Here is a 19,269-nt window from a genome sequence, read left to right as displayed (position 1 = left end):
CGGCAGCTGGGGACGAACCTAGAACGCGGCCTCGTCCAGCTCCATCAGCGAGTTGTCGACCGTCTCGGCCTTCGCGCGCTCGATGCCCACGCCCGGCAGCACGTTCGCGGCGAAGAACTTGGCGGCGGCGATCTTGCCGGTGTAGAAGGCCTTGTCCTTGGCGGAGGCGCCTGCCAGCTTCTCGGCGGCGACGGCCGCGCCGCGCAGCAGCAGGTAGCCGACCACGACGTCGCCGGAGGCCATCAGCAGACGGGTCGTGTTGAGGCCCACCTTGTAGATGGACCTGACGTCCTTCTCGGTGCCCGCGAGGTCGGTGAGCATGGCGCCGACGATGGCCTCCAGGTCGACGGCCGCCTTGGCGAGCTGCTCGCGCGCCGGGGCGAGCTCGTCGCCGCCGGTGCCGACCGCGAGGAACTTCTTGATCTCCTCGGCGAGCTGGTTCAGCGCGGCGCCCTGGTTGCGGACGATCTTCCGGAAGAAGAAGTCCTGGCCCTGGATCGCGGTGGTGCCTTCGTACAGCGTGTCGATCTTGGCGTCCCGGATGTACTGCTCGATCGGGTACTCCTGGAGGTAACCGGAGCCACCGAACGTCTGGAGCGACTGGGCCAGCTGCTCGTAGGACTTCTCCGAGCCGTAGCCCTTCACGATCGGCAGCAGCAGGTCGTTCAGCGCGATCTCCGCCTTGGCGTCCTCGCCGTTCGCCTCCTTCAGCGCGATCTCGTCCTGGACGCAGGCGGTGTGCAGCACGAGGGCGCGCATGCCCTCCGCGTAGGCCTTCTGCGTCATGAGCGAGCGGCGCACGTCGGGGTGGTGCGTGATGGTGACCTTGGGAGCGGTCTTGTCCATGAACTGGGCGAGGTCGGGACCCTGCACGCGCTCCTTGGCGTACTCCAGGGCGTTCAGGTAGCCCGTCGACAGGGTGGCGATGGCCTTCGTGCCGACCATCATCCGGGCGAACTCGATGATCATGAACATCTGGCGGATGCCGTCGTGCTTGTCGCCGATCAGCCAGCCCTTGGCGGGGTGCTGGTCGCCGAAGGTCATCTCGCAGGTGTTGGAGGCCTTGAGACCCATCTTGTGCTCGACGTTCGTCGCGTAGGCGCCGTTGCGCGCACCGAGCTCACCGGTTTCCCAGTCGAACTCGTACTTCGGGACGAGGAAGAGCGACAGGCCCTTGGTGCCGGGGCCGGCGCCCTCGGGGCGGGCGAGGACGTAGTGGAGGATGTTCTCCGACATGTCGTGCTCACCGGACGTGATGAAGCGCTTCACGCCCTCGATGTGCCAGGAGCCGTCCTCCTGCTGGACCGCCTTGGTGCGGCCCGCGCCGACGTCCGAGCCGGCGTCCGGCTCGGTGAGGACCATGGTGGAGCCCCACTGCTTGTCCACGGCGATCTGCGCGACCTTCTTCTGCGCGTCGTTGCCCTCCTGGAAGAGGATGCCGGCGAAGGCCGGACCCGAGGAGTACATCCAGACCGCCGGGTTGGCGCCGAGCAGCAGCTCCGCGTACGCCCAGATCAGGGAGCGCGGGGAGGTGGTGCCGCCGATCTCCTCCGGCAGGCCGAGGCGCCAGTACTCGGAGTCCATGAAGGCCTGGTAGCTCTTCTTGAAGGAGGCCGGGACGGGCGCGGTGTTGGTCGACGGGTCGAAGACCGGCGGGTTGCGGTCGGCGTCCTCGAAGGACTCGGCCAGCTCGTTCTCGGCGAGCCGGCGCAGTTCGTCGAGGATGCTCTTGGCGGTCTCGACGTCCATCTCCGCGAACGGGCCGGTGCCGTACAGCTTGTCGCGGCCGAGCACCTCGAAGAGGTTGAACTCGATGTCCCGGAGGTTCGACTTGTAGTGCCCCATGGCGACGGCTCCGTATAACTCGGGGAGGCAGGATCCTCGTACAAATACCAGCAAGTAGCTACGATGATGCTACCCGTCGGTAATAAGCCGCAACCCCATGCGGCCAGATGTGGCCCACTACTCTTTCCCGCATGTATGGCTACGAGCAGAATCCGGGCGCGCAGCAGGGCTACGCCCCGCCGGGGGGCGCCCAGCAGGGGTATGCCCCGCCGCAGCCGCCGCCCCAGCAGCAGGCCTACGCGGAGCAGCCGCTGTACCCCGAGCCTTCGCCGCCCTCGCTGGCCGACGGGGTGCGCGCGTTCACCACCGGAACGCTGTCCGCCGAGGACTTCCAGCAGATCTTCGCCTCGTCGAAGGTCTACTGCCCGCGGGGCGAGGGCCCCGGATTCCTGGCGCTGCACAACACGCAGCACCCGGTGATCCCGATGTTCACCTCGCTCAAGGAGCTGCGCAGGTACGCGGGCAAGGAGTCCAAGTACTTCGTGATCACCGGCGCCGAGGTGATCGACCTGCTGCCGACCGGGTACGGCTTCGTGCTCGACATGGAGGGCGAGCACCGGATGGTGTTCGACGCCAAGGCGGTGGAGCAGATGGTCGACTTCGCGATGCGCCGCATGTACGGCTGAGCCGGCCCGGCCGAAAGCCCCCTGTTGCGGGAAGTTCAGGATTCAACTAAGTTGAATGTTGAACATCCCGCCTGGAGGTGGCTCAAGATGCCCGCAGTGACCGTCGAAAACCCGCTGACCCTGCCGAGGGTGTCCGCTCCCGTGGACGCCGTGGCCCGCCCCGTGCTCGCCGTCACCACGGCGCCGAGCGGCTTCGAGGGGGAGGGCTTCCCGGTGCGCCGCGCGTTCGCGGGCATCAACTACCGGCACCTCGACCCGTTCATCATGATGGACCAGATGGGCGAGGTGGAGTACGCGGCCGGAGAGCCCAAGGGCACGCCCTGGCACCCGCACCGCGGCTTCGAGACCGTGACGTACCTGATCGACGGTTCCTTCATCCACCAGGACAGCAACGGTGGCGGCGGCACCATCCAGAACGGCGACACCCAGTGGATGACGGCCGGCTCCGGCCTGCTCCACATCGAGGCGCCGCCGGAGTCGCTCGTCCAGTCCGGCGGGCTCTTCCACGGCCTCCAGCTGTGGGTGAACCTCCCCGCGGCGGACAAGATGATGAACCCCCGCTACCAGGACATCCGCGGTGGCCAGGTCCAGCTCCTGACCTCTCCCGACGGCGGCGCGCTGCTGCGTGTCATCGCGGGCGAGCTCGACGGGCACGAGGGTCCCGGCATCACGCACACCCCCATCACGATGATCCACGCGACGGTCCGGCCGGGTGCCGAGGTCACGCTCCCCTGGCGCTCCGACTTCAACGGGCTGGCGTACGTGCTGGCCGGCCGGGGCTCCGTGGGCAAGGACCGGCGCCCGGTTCAGGTGGGCCAGACGGCGGTCTTCGGCGACGGGGGCTCGCTGACGGTCCGCGCCGACGAGACCCAGGACTCGCACACCCCCGACCTGGAGGTCGTGCTCCTGGGCGGCCGTCCGATCCGGGAGCCGATGGCGCACTACGGCCCGTTCGTCATGAACAGCCAGGACGAACTCCGCCAGGCCTTCGAGGACTTCCAGAAGGGTCTGCTGGGGACGGTGCCCGCAGTGCACGGCATGTAGGTGCCGGGGGGCCGTCGGACGCCTTGTCCTGACGGCCCGCGGGGCACGGAGTGCAGTCGTGGGCGGGCCGTCGGACACCATGTCCTGACGGCCCGTCACCCGCCCGGCCGTCGCCGGGGGGCGGGCGGCCCGGCGCCGTGCTCTCGTGGGGCGCATGCCGTCGTCCCAGCCGAAACCCCTCCTGCCGGACCCCGCCCGACGCATCGCCGCCTGGTGTGTCGTCGCGTTGCTCGTCGCCGGGGTCGTCGCCGTGGCGATCTGGCTGTGCGTCACCTTCAAGACCGCGGTGACGCCCGTCCTCCTCGCACTGCTCGGCACGGCGCTGCTCGGGCCGCTCCATCGACGTCTCGTCAGGATGAAGGTCAACAGGTCGCTGGCCGCCGCCCTGACCTGCGCGGCCGTCGTCGCCGCGGCCGGCGATGCCTCCTGGATCGTCGTCAACGCCCTCATCGACAGCGGTGCGCAGATCCTGTCGTCGGTGGAGCGTGCAGCGTCCGACCTCGCCGAGAAGTTCGGTGGGACGGGCACCACCCTGAGCGACCTCGGCGACAAGGCCAAGGACCTGCTGGGCAAGTTCGGCGGGACGGCCGCCTCCGGGGTGCTCGCAGGCCTCGGCATCGTGGGCGAGATCGTCGCGACCGCGGTCCTCGCCATGCTGCTGATCTTCTTCTTCCTGCGGGACTCGGACCGCGCCGTGTCCGCGCTGCGCGGCCTCGCGCCCGGGGACACCGCCGACACCGCCGAGGCGATGTCGCGCCGCGCCTTCGAGGCGGTGGAGGGGTTCATGCGCGGGACGACGTTCATCGCGCTCATCGACGCGCTCTGCATCACCGTCGGCCTGCTGATCCTGCGCGTTCCCGGCGCCGTCGGCCTCGGGGCGCTCGTCTTCGTCGGTGCGTACATCCCCTACCTCGGCGCCTTCATCTCCGGCGCCGTGGCGGTCCTCGTCGCGCTCGCCGACCGTGGCCTGGTCATCGCGCTGTGGGCGCTGGGCGTCGTCCTCGCCGTCCAGGTGCTTGAGGGGCACATCCTCCAGCCGGTGATCCAGAGCAGGACCGTCCAGATGCACCCGGCGGTGGTGATGCTGGCCATCACGGCGGGAGCCTCGGTCGCCGGGATCCTCGGGATGCTGCTCGCGGTGCCGCTGACGGCCGCCGCCTTCGGCGTCCTCTCCGAGCTCAGGAAGGACTACTCGGACAAGGAGCACCCGCCCGTCCGGGAGAGCGCTCAGAGGTCCCCGTACGACACCGGCGGCGCGTCCTCGTAGAGCTCGAACCAGATCGACTTGCCCCGGCCGCGCGGGTCCACGCCCCACTTGTGCGCGAGCATCTCCATCAGCAGCAGCCCGCGGCCCGAGGAGGCCATCTCGCCGGGGCGCCGCTTGTGCGGCAGTTCGTCGCTGACGTCGGTGACCTCGACCCGCAGCCGCCGGGCACCGAGGGGTCCGGTCGCGCGGGCGGTGAGCAGCGCGTCCCCGTCCGTGTGCACGAGCACGTTGGTCACCATCTCGGAGACCATCAGCACCGCCGAGTCCACCTGGTCCTCGACCGCCCAGTCGTGCAGCAGCTCGCGCAGCTGACGGCGGGTGCTTGCGATGCGCTCGGGCTCGGCCTGGGCGACGGTCAGCGCGGTGGACCGCACCGTCGACGGGGGAACCGTGGCGGGCACCCCGTCCCGGCTCAGCAGCAGCAGGGCGATGTCGTCCTCCCGGCGGTCGGACAACGGCCCCGTGGTGTGGTGCGAGGGCGGCCCGTGCACCGCCTGCACGAGTTCGTCGGCGAGTGTCTCCAGGTCCAGCTCCCGGTGGTTCTCCAAGGTCGTACGGAGCCTGGCCCAGCCGGAGTCCAGATCGTGTCCGCCCGTCTCGATCAGCCCGTCCGTGCAGATCATCAGCGTCTCGCCGGGTTCGAGGGCGAGCCGCGTCGTGGGGTAGTCGGTGTCCGCGTCGATGCCCAGCGGCAGCCCGCCGGCCGTCGTGCGGACCACGACGGTCCCGTCCGGCATCCGCACCGCGGGTTCCGGGTGCCCCGCACGAGCCAGCTCCACCGTCCCGTCGGCCGGGTCGACCTCCAGATACAGACAGGTGGCGAAACGCGGACTGGAGTGGTCGTCGGGGGCGTACGTGTCGGTGATGCCGTGCAGGAAGCGGGAGGCACGGGAGAGGACCGCGTCCGGCCGGTGCCCCTCCGAGGCGTACGCACGCAACGCGATCCGCAGCTGGCCCATCAGCCCCGCCGCCCGCACGTCGTGCCCCTGCACGTCGCCGATGACCAGCGCCACCCGGCCGCTGGGCAGCGGGATCACGTCGTACCAGTCGCCGCCGACCTGGAGCCCGCCGCCGGTCGGCACGTACCGCGCGGCCACGTTCATGCCCGGTACCGCGGGGCCCAGCGTCGGCATCATCGAGCGTTGGAGGCCGTCGGAGAGGGCCCGCTCCGACTCCTCCACACCGGCCCGCGCGAGCGCCTGGGCCAGCATCCGCGCCACCGTCGTCAGCACCGAGCGCTCGTCCGGGGTGAACGCGACCGGGTGGGCGAAGCCCGCCATCCACGCGCCCATCGTCCGGCCCGCCACGACCAGCGGCAGATACGCCCAGGACCTGCGCCCGAACGGTTCGGCCAGCGGCCAGGTCGCCGGGAAGCGGGTCCGGTAATCCTCGGGCGTCGGCAGATAGATGGCCCGCCCGGTGCGCGCGACCTCGGCAGCCGGGTAGTCCGTGTCCAGCGGCATGTCCCGGAACGGATCCTCGTCCCCCGGCCCGTGCCCGTGGTGCCCGATCGTCGTCAGCCGGTCGCCCGCCACCCCGAACACCGCGAGCCCGTCCGGCGAGAACCCCGGCATGGACAGGGAGGCCGCCACCCGCAGCACCTCCGCCGTGGACCGGGCCTCCGCCAGCGCGCGCCCCGCGTCCAGCAGGAACGCCTCACGTGAGCGCCGCCAGTCACCGGTCACCGGAGTGCGGGCCGCGGTGCCGGGCGGGGGCTCGGCGACCTCCTGGAGGGTGCCGATGAGCTGGTAGTCGCCCTCCGGCGTGCTCAGCGGCCTGGACCGGCTGCGTACCGTACGAAGAACCTGGCGCCCGTCCTGCGACATGACCCGCAGCCGGGCCTCTGCGACGGTGCCCTCGGCGACGGCGAGGGTGATGATGCCGTCTATCTCGTTCCAGTCGACGGGGTGGAAACGGGCCCGTGCGGCGGACTCGGTGAGCGTGGCTTCCCCGGCGGGCAGGCCGACAAGGCGGGCGGCCACGGCGTCGAAGACAACGGCCTTGGAGGCGTTGTCCCACCGCCACAGGCCCGTGTCGATCGCGGCCAGCACGTCCTCGGTGCGCATGGGCACATCCTTCCAGGTCGCACGGTGACCGGCCGCTCGGGGCGGCGGCGGTGCCGGGAGGTCTCCGTTTCACGTGAAACATCGGCGCCGAACGGCGCCGTGGGCGCTCCGGCCGGGCACCTCGCCACCGCACACGCGCGAAGTGCCGTCCGCCCGACGGGGCCGGAAAACGGGGTGCGCACGCCCGGTAGCCTTGGAGGAAGTTGATTCCCGCCTGTCTCGCGAAGAATCTCGCGAAGAATTGGATGAACGATGCAGCATCGGTACAGGTCCCACACGTGCGGCGAGCTCCGCGCCACCGACGTCGGCGCCGACGTCCGGCTGAGCGGCTGGCTGCACAATCGCCGAGACCTGGGCGGCATCCTCTTCATCGACCTGCGTGACCACTACGGTCTGGTCCAGCTCGTCGCCCGCCCCGGCACCCCCGCCAACGAGGCCCTCGCGAAGCTGACCAAGGAGACCGTCGTCCGCGTCGACGGCAAGGTCTCCGCCCGTGGCGCGGACAACGTCAACCCCGAGCTCCCCACCGGTGAGGTGGAGATCGAGGTGACCGAGATCGAGGTGCTGGGCGCCGCCAACCCGCTCCCCTTCACCATCAACGCCGAGGACGGCGTCAACGAGGAGCGGCGCCTGGAGTACCGCTTCCTCGACCTGCGCCGCGAGCGCATGCACCGCAACATCATGCTGCGCTCCTCGGTCATCGCCTCGATCCGTTCGAAGATGGTCGCGCTGGGCTTCAACGAGATGGCCACCCCGATCCTCACCGCGACCTCCCCCGAGGGCGCCCGTGACTTCGTGGTGCCCTCCCGGCTGAACCCGGGCAAGTTCTACGCGCTGCCGCAGGCGCCGCAGCAGTTCAAGCAGCTGCTGATGATCTCGGGCTTCGACCGCTACTTCCAGATCGCGCCGTGCTTCCGCGACGAGGACGCCCGCGCGGACCGCTCGCCGGGCGAGTTCTACCAGCTCGACGTGGAGATGTCCTTCGTCGAGCAGGAGGACGTCTTCCAGCCGATCGAGAAGCTGATGACCGAGCTGTTCACCGAGTTCGGCGGCGGGCGCGAGGTCACCTCTCCGTTCCCGCGCATCCCGTTCCGCGAGTCGATGCTGAAGTACGGCAACGACAAGCCCGACCTGCGCGCCAAGCTGGAGCTCGTGGACGTCACGGACGTCTTCGCCGGGTCCGGCTTCAAGGCGTTCGCCGGCAAGCACGTCCGCGCGCTGCCCGTCCCGGACACGGCGGGTCAGTCCCGCAAGTTCTTCGACGGCCTGGGCGACTACGCGGTCGAGCAGGGCGCGAAGGGTCTGGCCTGGGTCCGGGTCGGTGAGGACGGCCAGCTGTCGGGCCCGATCGCGAAGTTCCTCACCGAGGACGACGTCAAGGCGCTGACCGACCGGCTCTCCCTGCTGCCCGGCCACGCGATCTTCTTCGGCGCGGGCGAGTTCGACGAGGTCTCCAAGATCATGTCGGCGGTGCGGGTCGAGGCCGCCAAGCGGGCCGGGCACTTCGAGGAGGGCGTATTCCGGTTCTGCTGGATCGTCGACTTCCCGATGTACGAGAAGGACGAGGAGACCGGCAAGATCGACTTCTCGCACAACCCCTTCTCGATGCCCCAGGGCGGCCTGGCCGACCTGGAGGAGAAGGACCCGCTGGACATCCTGGCCTTCCAGTACGACATCGTCTGCAACGGCATCGAGCTGTCGTCGGGCGCGATCCGCAATCACGAGCCCGAGCTGATGCTCAAGGCCTTCGAGATCGCCGGTTACGACCGGGAGACCGTCGAGCACGAGTTTGCGGGCATGCTGCGCGCCTTCCGCCTCGGGGCCCCGCCGCACGGTGGCATCGCCCCCGGCGTCGACCGCATCGTGATGCTCCTCGCCGACGAGCCGAACATCCGCGAGACGATCGCCTTCCCGCTCAACGGCAACGCCCAGGACCTCATGATGGGCGCCCCGACCGTCCTGGACGAGACCCGGCTGCGCGAGCTGAACATCCAGCTGCGCAAGCCGGTCGAGAAGTAGGTCTCCGCACCCGAGAGCGCCCCCGCCCGTACGGCCGGGGGCGCTTTTGTGCGCATATGTACGAAGGGTCCGGGAACCGAAAGGTGTCCGGACCCTTCTTCCTGTCCGGGACAACCCGATCGGTCCCCCGGCGTGATCCGCGGGTGCGGGCGGCCCGCGGATGAGCGACAGGAGCACGGCATTGCACGGCAGCGACAGGGGCCCCGGTGACGGCGAGGGATCGGGAGACGGGGTGTGTTCCGGATGCGTGCGCGGGCCTGGACCTGGAGGATCTGTTGAGGACCACCGCCGCGGGGGCGCTGCCCCGCGGCACCCGGCCGTCGTCGACGGCCGGGACGACCGGCGGCGCGCCGCGCGGGGAGCGCCGTCCGCGGGCCGCGGCGTGCCTCGCGGCCCCGCTCCCGTACCGGGTGGAGGAGGCCCGCGCGGTTCTCGACGCGCAGAACCTCGACATCCACGGGAAGACCCCGGGCATCCAGGCCGCGGGTCCGCCCGGCCGCCGGCAGACCGACGCGACGAAGGACAGCCAGTGAACACCCCCCGGGCCACCGCCCGCCGTCACCGGATGCGCGCCGCGGCGTGCGCCGTCGTCGCGCTCGCCGTCGCGCCCAGCGCCTGCGGCGGACCCGGCAAGGCCCCGGGCCCCGGACCGACCCGGCAGGCTGCGCAGGTACCGGGCGGTGCGGACGGGAATGCGGCCGAACCGCGGAGCGCGCACCCGCGGGCCGTCCTTCCCGCCGAGCTGCCCGGCCTCGGCCCCCGTACCCGCGGCGAGATCGGCAAGGACACCCGGCAGGCCCTGGTCGTCACCGGCAAGGACCGCGACTCCACCGACGCCGGGGCGGTCCTCTACGAGAAGACCGCCCACGGTTGGCGAACCGCCCGCTCCTGGTCCGCGCAGAACGCGCGGCGCGGCTGGACCGACCACCATGTCCAGGGCGACCTGCGTTCACCGATCGGCGTCTTCGGCCTCACCGACGCGGGCGGACTGCTCCCCGACCCCGGCACCAGACTCCCCTACGACCACGGGCGCGGTTACCGGATCAACCGCACGGACGCCTCCGGTCAGTCCCTCAGGGGCTCCTTCGACTACGTCGTCGCGATCAACTACAACCGCCGCGCGGGGCACAACCCCCTCGACTGGGGCCGTCCGCTGGGCGCGGACAGGGGCGGCGGCATCTGGCTCCACGTCGAGCACACCACCCCCACCTCCGGCTGCGTCGCCCTCAAGCGCGAGGCGATGAAGGAGCTGCTCCAGGCGCTCGACCCGGCGAAGAAACCGGTGGTGGTGATGGGGCCGACGACGGACCTGGCGAAGTGACCGGGCGCCTCGTCACGTGACGTGAACCGACCGGTCACGCGAGGGGGCCCGGGGTCGACACGACCCCGGGCCCCCTCGCGCGTACCGCGTCAGCGGATCACGCGGTCGGCTTCTCCTCCAGGCGCGGGAACAGCACCGCGCCCTTCGTCACCGTCGCGCCGACGGGGAGCCGGCCCCAGGCGCCCGCGTCCTGGACGCGCTGGTCCGCGAGCGCGCCCAGGCCGGCGGCGTCCGCGCCCAGCGAGTCCCACAGCTTCTGGGACGTCTCCGGCATGACGGCGTTCAGCAGGACGGCCATGGCGCGCAGCGACTCGGCCGAGGTGTAGAGGATCGTCGCGAGACGCGCCCGTCCTTCCGCCGAGTCGTCCTTGGCGACCTTCCAGGGCTCCTGCTCCGTGATGTAGCCGTTGACCTGCTTCACGAAGTCGAAGATCGCCAGGATGCCGGCCTGGAAGTCCAGTTCCTCGCCGATGAGCCGGTCCGCGTCGGCGACGGCCTTCGCGAGGCCTTCCTGGACGGCGCGCTCGGCGTCACCCGCGGCGGTGGCCTCCGGGAGTGTGCCGCCGAAGTACTTGCCGACCATCGCGGCCACGCGCGAGGCGAGGTTGCCGTAGTCGTTGGCCAGTTCGGAGGTGTAGCGGGCGGTGAAGTCCTCCCACGAGAAGGAACCGTCGCTGCCGAAGGCGATGGCCCGCAGGAAGTACCAGCGGTAGGCGTCCACGCCGAAGTGCGAGGTGAGGTCCTGCGGCTTGATGCCGGTCAGGTTCGACTTCGACATCTTCTCGCCGCCGACCATCAGCCAGCCGTTGGCGGCCACCCGCCCCGGGACGGGAAGTCCCTGCGCCATCAGCATCGCGGGCCAGATCACCGCGTGGAAGCGCAGGATGTCCTTGCCCACCAGGTGGACGTCGGCGGGGAAGACCGACTTGAACTTCTCCTCGTCCGAGCCGTAGCCGGCGGCCGTCGCGTAATTCAGCAGGGCGTCGACCCACACGTAGATGACGTGCTTGTCGTCCCACGGCACGGGGACGCCCCAGTCGAAGGTGGAGCGCGAGATCGACAGGTCCTGGAGGCCCTGCTTGACGAAGTTCACGACCTCGTTGCGAGCGGACTCGGGCTGGATGAAGCCCGGGTTGGCCTCGTAGAACTCCAGCAGCTTCGGGCCGTACTCGCTGAGCTTGAAGAAGTAGTTCTCCTCCTTGAGGATCTCCACCGGCTTCTTGTGGATGGGACAGAGCTTCGTCCCGTCCTCCGCCTCGATGAGGTCGCCCGGGAGCTTGTACTCCTCGCAGCCCACGCAGTAGGGGCCCTCGTAGCCGCCCTTGTAGATCTCGTCCTTGTCGTAGAGGTCCTGGACGAACTCCTGCACACGGTCGGTGTGACGCTTCTCCGTCGTGCGGATGAAGTCGTCGTTCGCGATGTTCAGGTGCTCCCAGAGAGGCTTCCAGGCCTCCTCGACGAGCTTGTCGCACCACTCCTGGGGCGTGACCCCGTTCGCCTCGGCCGTGCGCAGGATCTTCTGACCGTGCTCGTCCGTGCCGGTGAGGAACCACACCTTCTCGCCGCGCTGACGGTGCCAGCGCGTGAGCACGTCGCCTGCGACGGTCGTATAGGCGTGGCCCAGGTGAGGAGCGTCGTTGACGTAGTAAATGGGGGTCGTGACGTAGTACGCCGCCGCCCCCTGCTTCTCGAATCCAGTGGCCGCCATGCAGAAATCTTAAGTGGTGCGTGGCAGCCCCTTCACCCGCATATACAGCGGCCCCTTCGCCCGCATATGCGGCGGCACCTTCACCCGCATGTACGAAGGGCCGTCCCGGTGGGGGGACGGCCCTTCGCAACTCCCGTCGTGGAGCGTCAGCCCTTGAGCCACTCCGCGGGGCCCGCGAGCAGGCCCTTGTAGAGGGCGGCGTCGGTGAGGCCGGCCGGCTCGGGGCCCGCGTGGAAGAAGGCGGCGTTCGGGACGTCCAGCTTGCGCAGGTAGTCGAAGCCCTTCGCGTCGCTCTCGCCGAACGCGACGAACTGCCAGAACAGCGGCAGCCTGGCCGCCTCGGCGAGCGCGGCGGTCGCCGCGCCCTTGGCCTCCGGCGCACCGTCCGTCTGGAAGATCACCAGTGCGGGTCCTTCGTACTCGCCGCTGTTCTTCTCGTAGTGGTCGACGATCTCCTCCACCGCGCGGTGGTAGCTCGTACGCCCCATGTGGCCGAGCTCGGCGTGCAGCGCGTCGACCTTGCCCGAGCCCTCGTCGATGTCGTCGAGGGTGAGGGTGCCGGTGCCGTCGATGTCGGTCGAGAAGAAGACGACGGGGACCTCCCCGGTGTCACCGAGGTGCGCGGAGAGCGCGAGCGCGCGCTCGCCGAGCTTCTGGGCACTGCCGTCCTTGAAGTACGGACGCATGGACCCGGACCGGTCCAGCACGAGGTACACCCGGGCACGCGCCCCGGTCAGCTCGGCCTTCTTGAGTACGGTGCCGGCTGCGCGGTACGCGGCGGAGAGCTGCGGGGCCCGCGCCTTGACCTGCGCGGCGGTGAGTGCCGGGGCCCCGGCGGCGCCGGACCGGGACGCCCGCTCGGCCTTGGCGGCTTCCGGCTTGGTCTTCGGCGCGACGGGATCGGCCTTGGCGGCCTTGGCGGCCTTGGCGGCTTTGGCGGTCTTAGCGGCCTTGGCGGTTTCCGGCTCGGCCTTTGCGGTCACGGGCTCGGCGGTCACGGGCTCGGGCTGCGGCTCCGGCTCGGCAGCCACGGGCTTCGGCTCCGGCTCGGCAGCCACGGGCTTCGGCTCCGGCTTCGGTTCCGGTTCCACGGCAGGCTCGGGCGCAGCAGTTACGGCCTCCGGTTCCGGCTCGGGCTCCGGCTCGGGCTCCGGCTCCGACTGTTCCGGGATGACCGGGGTCGCGGTTGACGGCTCGTCAAGAACCTCGTGCGGCGCGGGAAGCGGCGCGTCCGTCGCCTCGGGCGCCGAGTCCCGGTCCGTCTGGGCCGGAACCTGGCCCTCGGCGGACACGGCCGGCGCGGGCACCTCTTCCTCCTCCTTGGCGGAACCGTCCGCATCGGAAGCCGCGGACTCCTTCTTGGACGTGGCCCCCTGCTTCGGCTTGTCGAACGCCTCGGCCACCAGTTCATCCGCCAGGGAGGCGGAACCCGCCTTCTTCGAGGCCGAGTTCGAGGGCTTCTCCCCGCTCTCGGCCCCCTCGGCGGCCTGGGCATCGGCCGGTTCGGCCGCCCCCTGCGTGCGCCCGGCCTGGGACGGGACCGACGGTGACGACGACACCGCCGAGGACTCGTCCTGCTGTTCCGTCCGGCCGCCAAACACCTTGCGCAGCAAGCTCCGAATGCCCATGGGCGAGGCCTTTCGAGTGAGTGGGGTGTGAGTGGGGTGCGTTGTATGTCCGCACTGGGGGGATTGATCCCTGACCAGGGGTGACACGTAAGGTTAGCGGCCCTCTCCGCCGGGCCGGAGCAGTGGCTTCCGCCGCTCCGGAAGCGGCTTCCGGACGACGTGTCCGGCCCTCAAATGCCCTCAATTGCTCCGCACGGGTGGCGTTTGTCCGAAGAACTGCGAATCGGGGTGGCGGTCCGTGTCATCTCGTGCTTCATCCGCATCATGAGGAATGTACGACAACCGGACATCGCGGATTCGTCCCTGACGTTCCGTTGCGACCTTCCTCAAGGAGCTCTGCCATGAAGACGATGTGGACCGCACTGATCGGCGCGATTGTCGCGCTCCTCGCGACGCTGGGCCTGACCGCCCCGGCCGCCGCCACCGCCCCGGCCGCCACGGCGGACAACTCCTCCGACGCACAGCAGTCGTCGGCCCCGGCGACCGCGCGCCACAACGGACGGGTGGAACAGCCGGCCACGGCCCCGCTCTCGGCACGCTGGTCGGCGCAGGTGCCGACGCGCTCCGTGCCCCCCACCATGAAGCAGCGCATCAGGGCCGAGGCGCACGGCGGCTCCCCCTCGGTACGCCAGGTCCCCTCGCTGGACCGCGTCCGGGGTGTCCGCGCGGACTACGAGACGGCAGCCTGACCTCCCCGTTCGAGTGGCTGCCCCGGACTCACCGAGTCCCGTACGACCGGACACCTCAGGTCCTCCGTACGACCTGACGCCTCAAGTCCTCCGTACGACCTGACGCCTCAAGTACTCCGTACGACCGAAGTGCCTAACCCTCCGTACCAAGTGCACCGAGCCTGAACTCCAGTCCGTCCAGGACACGTTGAAGTCCGTAGCCGAACTTCTCGTTCCGGATCTGTTCGGGAGACCTGCCCTGGTAGTTGTCCCGTCCCTCCCGTAGCCGCGGAAGATCTTCCGTGGCCCGTGCGGAGGCGTCGGACAGGCTCTCGATCCACTCGGCCTCACTCAGGCCGCTGCGTGCGATCAACGACAGTTGCGCGGCCTCGCTGGTCGCGTACCCGATGACGTAGGAGAAGACCGCGCTGAGGGCCAGATCGGCCTCCTCGACGGGGAACCCGGCCGCCGCGATGATGTCGGCCAGCCGTTCCGTCATGCGCATCACGTTCGGCCCCAGGTGGACCAGGCCCACCTGACCCATCACCGAAGCCATCCACGGGTGGCGAAGTGCCATCGACCGCACGCTGTACGCACTGCGGACAGTGGCTTCCCGCCAGCCCAGCTCCCCGCTCACCGCCGGGACCTCGAGTTCTCCGTAGATCTCGTCCACGACCAGCTCGATGAGCTCGTCCTTGTTGGCGACATGCCGGTAGAGGGATGTCGCGCCGGCGCCCAGACGGGTGCCGAGCTTTCGCATGCTCAAGGACTCGATGCCGTCGGCGTCCAGCAGGAGTACCGCCTGCGTGACGATCTGCTCCCGGCTCAGCTGCTCCCGCTGCTTGGCGCGCGGACGCGCCCACACGGATGCGATCGGCTGCGGTGACTTCTCGCTCGTGGCCATTACCGGGGGCCTCCCTCTGTGCGTCGGCTCGCTCGTACCACGGCCACGGTAGCGCACGACGTTTGCCTGCTGCGTACTTCGTTCGCAACGAGGTACGGCGTAATCGTCTTGCGTACACCGTGCGCACTGCGTACAGTGTGCGCAACGAGAGCACGCGGTACGCACCCTTCCCAACTGGGGAACGTGACACGGAGGTTGGCCATGACAGAGTCCAAGTCCACTGCGCCAGAAGCAGGTTCGGTGCGCGACCCGCGCCGGTGGATCATCCTGATGGTGCTGTGCCTGGCCACCCTGGTGCTGGTGATCGACAACATGGCGCTGACCGTCGCGGTCCCGGCGCTTGCCGAGGAGTTGGGCGCCACGCCGCAGAACATCCAGTGGGTGCTGGAGAGTTACATCCTCGTCTTCGCCGGTCTGCTGCTCACCTCGGGCAGTCTGTCCGACAGGTTCGGCCGACGCCGGCTGATGATGATCGGGCTGTCACTCTTCGGACTCGCCTCGCTGGCCGGGGCGTTCGCCTCCGACCCGGTCCAACTCATCGCCGCGCGTACGGTGATGGGGATCGGTGGCGCGCTCGTCATGCCCTCGACTCTCTCCATCCTCATGAACGTCTTCGCCGCCGACGAACTGCGCAAGGCGATGGCGGTGTGGGGTTCGGTCTCGATGCTCGGCCTGATCGGCGGGCCGGTCCTCGGCGGCGCCCTCGTCACGCACTTCTCCTGGAGCGCGGTCTTCCTGATCAACGTGCCGGTGGCCGTCCTCGCCATCCTCGCCGCCGTCCTCCTGATGCCGGAGTCCAAGGGGCCCTGGAAGAAGGCCGACCCGGTCGGCGCGCTCCTCTCCGTGCTCGGCATGGTGGCGCTGGTCTGGACGATCAACGAACTGCCGAAGGGCGGGCTCTCCCACGCCTCCACCCTGGTGCCGCTGGCCGTCGCGGTCCTCGGTCTGACCGCCTTCGTCGTCTGGGAACTGAGGACCGACGAGCCGATGGTCCCGCTGAGCCTCTTCCGGGACCGCAATTTCGCCGGCGGCAGCCTCTCCCTCACCCTCGTCCAGGTCGGCAACGGCGGACTGCTCCTGGTGGTCACCCAGTACGTCCAGTTCGTGCTCGGCTACTCGCCGACCGAGGCCGGTTCGTCCTTCATCCCGATGGCGCTCGCCGCCCTTGTGTTCAACGGACTGGGCGCCACGCTCGGCGGGCGGATCGGCAACCGGGCGATGGCCGCGGTCGGCCTGGTCGTCCTGGCCGGCGGGTTCGTGCTCCTCAGCTCGCTGCAGCCCGGTGACGGCTTCCTGTTCCTGGCTGCCGGAATGGTTGCCATCGGGGCCGGTGCCGGACTGGCGATGCCGGCCGCGATCACCGCGCTGATGGGCGCCATCCCGACGGAGCACGCCGGGGTGGGCTCCGCACTCAACGACACCATCCAGCAGGCGGGCGCGGCCCTGGGCGTCGCCGCTCTCGGCTCGATCCTGACCACGACGTACGCGGCCTCCATGCCGGAGTCCGCGCCGGCCGCCGCCCGGCACTCCGTCAGCGAGGCGCTGGCCCTGGCGGCCCGTACCGGGGACGGAACGCTCGCCGGCACCGCACGGGACGCGTTCACCTCGGGGATGGGGACGACGTTCCTGATCAGCGCGGCGGGGGTGCTGGCAGCCGCGGTGGTGGCCTTCCTGATGATGCGGGACCCGAAGGGGATGAATCCGGCGGCCGACGAGGCGGTGGGGGTTCCGGCGCAGGGCCCGGCGGCCGACGAGGTGGCGCAGGGGCCGTTGCAAGGTCCGGGGCGGGAGCAGGAGGAGAAGGCACCGGTACATCCGCTGGCTGATGCCGCCCATTGACCCTGCGGGAGGGTTGGGCGCCCCGGCCTGTGGCGCCCGCGCCCGGTCAGCAGGGGTTCCGTCGGCCGGACTTCACCGCCCGTTCATCCGACGTGCCCCGGGGGCGCCCCGTACTGCACCTAGTGTCACGGCCGAAACCCACTGTCACCTGTCACCCGTTCACCCTCGGAGGGGAACCGACGTGCGCACCCTGTTGCCGCTGCTCAACCCGTCGCCGCACGCCGGCGGACGTTCCGCGCTCACGTGCCGATACCGCTGCGGGGACGCCTGTTTCCAGGAGGTCCCCAACACCAGCGACAACGAGTACGTCGGTGACGTCATCGCGGGGGTGCTGTCCCGCCGTTCGATGATGCGCGCGGCGGCGGTCGTCACGGTCGCGGCCACGGCGGGCGGCGCGCTCGCGGTCGGCGGGGCGCCGGACGCGGTCGCCGCGGAGTCCGCGCGGAACCGCCCCGGCACCGGTCAGGGCAACGGCGGCGGCTCGAAGGCCTCCGGCGCCAAGGGCCTGCGCTTCACCCCCGTCGCGCCCAACAAGGACGACAAGGTCACCATCCCCTCCGGCTACGAGCAGAACGTGGTGATCCGCTGGGGCGACCCGATCCTGCGCGGCGCACCGGCCTTCGACCCGGACAAGCAGACCGCGAAGGCGCAGGCGGGCCAGTTCGGCTACAACAACGACTTCCTCTCGCTGCTGCCCCTGCGCGGCGAGGGCGGCGACCGCCAGGTGCTGGTCGCCAACCACGAGTACACCGACGAGGTCCTGATGTTCCGGGGCTACGACCCGGCCAACCCGACCCGCGAGCAGGTCGAGATCGCCTGGGCGGCGCACGGCCTGGGCGTCGTCGTGGTCGAGGAGATGCGCCGCGGCGCCGGTCTGACCGCCGTCCCGCGCCACCACCTCAACCGCCGCATCACGGCCACCACCCCGATGCGGCTGACGGGCCCGGCGGCGGGCAGCAAGTTCCTGCGTACGTCCGCCGATCCGACCGGCACCAAGGTCCTCGGCACCTTCGCCAACTGCGCGGGCGGCACCACGCCCTGGGGCACCACCCTGCACGGCGAGGAGAACTGCAACGGCTACTTCGCCAACGCGGACTACGCGAAGAGCGCCACCGACCAGCGTTACGGCATGACCGTCGGCGCGACCGAGCGCAAGTGGGAACGGTTCGACAAGCGCTTCGACATCGCCCAGGAGCCCCAGGAGTCGCACCGGCACGGCTGGGTCGTCGAGCTCGACCCGTACGACCCCGACTCGACCCCGCGCAAGCGCACCGCGCTCGGCCGTTTCAAGCACGAGGCGGCGCAGCCGCGGCTGACCGACGACGGGCGTCCGGTCGTCTACATGGGCGACGACGAACGCTTCGACTACCTCTACAAGTTCGTCTCCTCGCGCCGCATGAAGAAGGGGAACTCGCGCGCCGCGCGCGAGTACAACCTCACGCTCCTGGACGAGGGCACCCTGTACGTCGCGAAGCTGACGGGCGACTCCCCCGCGGCGGAGTTCGACGGTACGGGCAAGCTGCCATCCGACGGTGAGTTCGACGGCACCGGCAGCTGGATCCCGCTCGCCACCGGCACGAAGTCACACGTCCCCGGGATGACGGCCGAAGAGGTCTACGTCTTCACCCGGCTCGCGGGCGACAAGGTCGGCGCCACCAAGATGGACCGCCCGGAGGACGTCGAACCCTCCCCGCGCACGGGCCGCGTCTACGTCGCCCTCACCAACAACACCGACCGCGGCAAGCCAGGCAAGCCCGGTGCGGACGAGGCCAACCCGCGCAATCTCAACAAGCACGGCCAGATCCTCGAACTCGCCGAGCACTGGGACGACCCGGCGGGCGACTCCTTCTCCTGGCGCCTCTTCCTGGTCGCAGGGGACCCGGCCGACCCGGCCACGTACTTCGCGGGCTTCCCCAAGGACAAGGTCTCCCCGATCTCCTGCCCCGACAACGTCGCCTTCGACGACCACGGCAACCTGTGGATCTCCACCGACGGCAACCAACTCGGATCGCACGACGGGCTGTTCGGTGTCGCCACGGCCGGTGAGCGGCGCGGTGAGCTGAAGCAGTTCCTGACCGTCCCCAAGGGGGCCGAGACCTGCGGCCCGCTGATCCAGGACCGCCGCGTCCTGGTCGCGGTCCAGCACCCGGGCGAGCTCGACGGCGCCACCGTCGAAAAGCCCCTCTCGGCCTGGCCGGACGGGCCCGGCAAGATGGTCCGCCCGGCGGTCGTCTCGGTCTGGCGCAAGGACGGCCGCGACATCGGGGTGTGAGGAGTCCTGCGGGGGCGGGCCGGGGCGGCAGGGGGCAGACCCCGGCCGCCCCGGCCCAGGCG

At 70.3% G+C, this 19,269-nt stretch carries 14 protein-coding genes; 9 read left to right on the top strand and 5 right to left on the bottom strand.

What is annotated here, in order from left to right; genetic code table 11:
* Positions 1-18 precede the first annotated feature (18 nt).
* A complete protein-coding gene (locus ACIQM4_RS10885; protein WP_401589076.1) occupies positions 19-1,845 on the bottom strand; it encodes an acyl-CoA dehydrogenase in 1,827 nt (608 codons plus the stop codon).
* 131 nt (positions 1,846-1,976) lie between these two features.
* Here ACIQM4_RS10885 and ACIQM4_RS10880 point away from each other — a divergent pair, with 131 nt between their 5' ends.
* The 3 genes from ACIQM4_RS10880 (at position 1,977) to ACIQM4_RS10870 (ending at position 4,782) form a co-directional block, all read left to right on the top strand.
* Entirely contained in the window at positions 1,977-2,471 is a 495-nt protein-coding gene (locus ACIQM4_RS10880; RefSeq protein ID WP_401589073.1) for an SseB family protein, read from the top strand.
* An 87-nt stretch (positions 2,472-2,558) separates the two neighbouring features.
* Positions 2,559-3,515 (top strand): pirin family protein, encoded by a 957-nt coding sequence (locus ACIQM4_RS10875; RefSeq protein WP_401589071.1) that lies wholly within the window; start codon positions 2,559-2,561, stop codon positions 3,513-3,515.
* A 154-nt stretch (positions 3,516-3,669) separates the two neighbouring features.
* Entirely contained in the window at positions 3,670-4,782 is a 1,113-nt protein-coding gene (locus ACIQM4_RS10870) for an AI-2E family transporter (RefSeq protein WP_401589068.1), read from the top strand.
* Here the strand turns inward: ACIQM4_RS10870 and ACIQM4_RS10865 are convergent.
* Entirely contained in the window at positions 4,743-6,848 is a 2,106-nt protein-coding gene (locus tag ACIQM4_RS10865) for a SpoIIE family protein phosphatase (protein WP_401589066.1), read from the bottom strand. The two genes, ACIQM4_RS10870 and ACIQM4_RS10865, sit on opposite strands and share 40 nt — an antisense overlap.
* 252 nt (positions 6,849-7,100) lie before the next feature.
* Between ACIQM4_RS10865 and aspS the strand changes: the two genes are divergently transcribed.
* From aspS to ACIQM4_RS10850, 3 genes are all read left to right on the top strand, one after another.
* A complete protein-coding gene (aspS, locus tag ACIQM4_RS10860) occupies positions 7,101-8,867 on the top strand; it encodes an aspartate--tRNA ligase (RefSeq protein WP_401589063.1) in 1,767 nt (588 codons plus the stop codon).
* 275 nt (positions 8,868-9,142) lie between these two features.
* Positions 9,143-9,400 (top strand): hypothetical protein, encoded by a 258-nt coding sequence (locus ACIQM4_RS10855; protein ID WP_401589061.1) that lies wholly within the window; start codon positions 9,143-9,145, stop codon positions 9,398-9,400.
* The gene (locus ACIQM4_RS10850; RefSeq protein WP_401589058.1) at positions 9,397-10,188 is read left to right on the top strand and encodes a L,D-transpeptidase family protein; all 792 of its coding nucleotides are present in this window, start codon (positions 9,397-9,399) and stop codon (positions 10,186-10,188) included. Before ACIQM4_RS10855 ends, ACIQM4_RS10850 begins: the two co-directional genes overlap by 4 nt.
* A 97-nt stretch (positions 10,189-10,285) precedes the next feature.
* Here ACIQM4_RS10850 and metG read toward each other — a convergent pair whose 3' ends face one another.
* Together metG and ACIQM4_RS10840 are read right to left on the bottom strand one after the other, a co-directional pair.
* Complete coding sequence (gene metG / locus ACIQM4_RS10845) at positions 10,286-11,896, bottom strand: methionine--tRNA ligase (protein WP_401589056.1); 1,611 nt, start codon at positions 11,894-11,896, stop codon at positions 10,286-10,288.
* A gap of 146 nt (positions 11,897-12,042) precedes the next feature.
* The gene (locus ACIQM4_RS10840) at positions 12,043-13,524 is read right to left on the bottom strand and encodes a VWA domain-containing protein (RefSeq protein ID WP_401589053.1); all 1,482 of its coding nucleotides are present in this window, start codon (positions 13,522-13,524) and stop codon (positions 12,043-12,045) included.
* Positions 13,525-13,865: 341 nt separating this feature from the next.
* Here ACIQM4_RS10840 and ACIQM4_RS10835 point away from each other — a divergent pair, with 341 nt between their 5' ends.
* Entirely contained in the window at positions 13,866-14,213 is a 348-nt protein-coding gene (locus tag ACIQM4_RS10835; RefSeq protein ID WP_401589051.1) for a DUF6344 domain-containing protein, read from the top strand.
* Positions 14,214-14,346: 133 nt separating this feature from the next.
* Here ACIQM4_RS10835 and ACIQM4_RS10830 read toward each other — a convergent pair whose 3' ends face one another.
* Positions 14,347-15,096, bottom strand: coding sequence for a TetR/AcrR family transcriptional regulator C-terminal domain-containing protein (locus tag ACIQM4_RS10830; RefSeq protein WP_401589048.1), 750 nt, complete (start codon positions 15,094-15,096; stop codon positions 14,347-14,349).
* Positions 15,097-15,297: 201 nt separating this feature from the next.
* Between ACIQM4_RS10830 and ACIQM4_RS10825 the strand changes: the two genes are divergently transcribed.
* Positions 15,298-16,935, top strand: coding sequence for an MFS transporter (locus tag ACIQM4_RS10825; protein WP_401589046.1), 1,638 nt, complete (start codon positions 15,298-15,300; stop codon positions 16,933-16,935).
* 181 nt (positions 16,936-17,116) lie between these two features.
* Positions 17,117-19,207, top strand: a complete 2,091-nt coding sequence (locus ACIQM4_RS10820; RefSeq protein ID WP_401589043.1) for a PhoX family protein — start codon at positions 17,117-17,119, stop codon at positions 19,205-19,207.
* Positions 19,208-19,269 lie beyond the last annotated feature (62 nt).

The sequence above is a fragment of the Streptomyces sp. NPDC091272 genome (assembly GCF_044757485.1).
GTDB lineage: Bacteria > Actinomycetota > Actinomycetes > Streptomycetales > Streptomycetaceae > Streptomyces.
The sequence above is the reverse complement of the archived record's forward strand: the minus strand, read 5'-3'. Positions and strand labels throughout refer to the sequence as shown.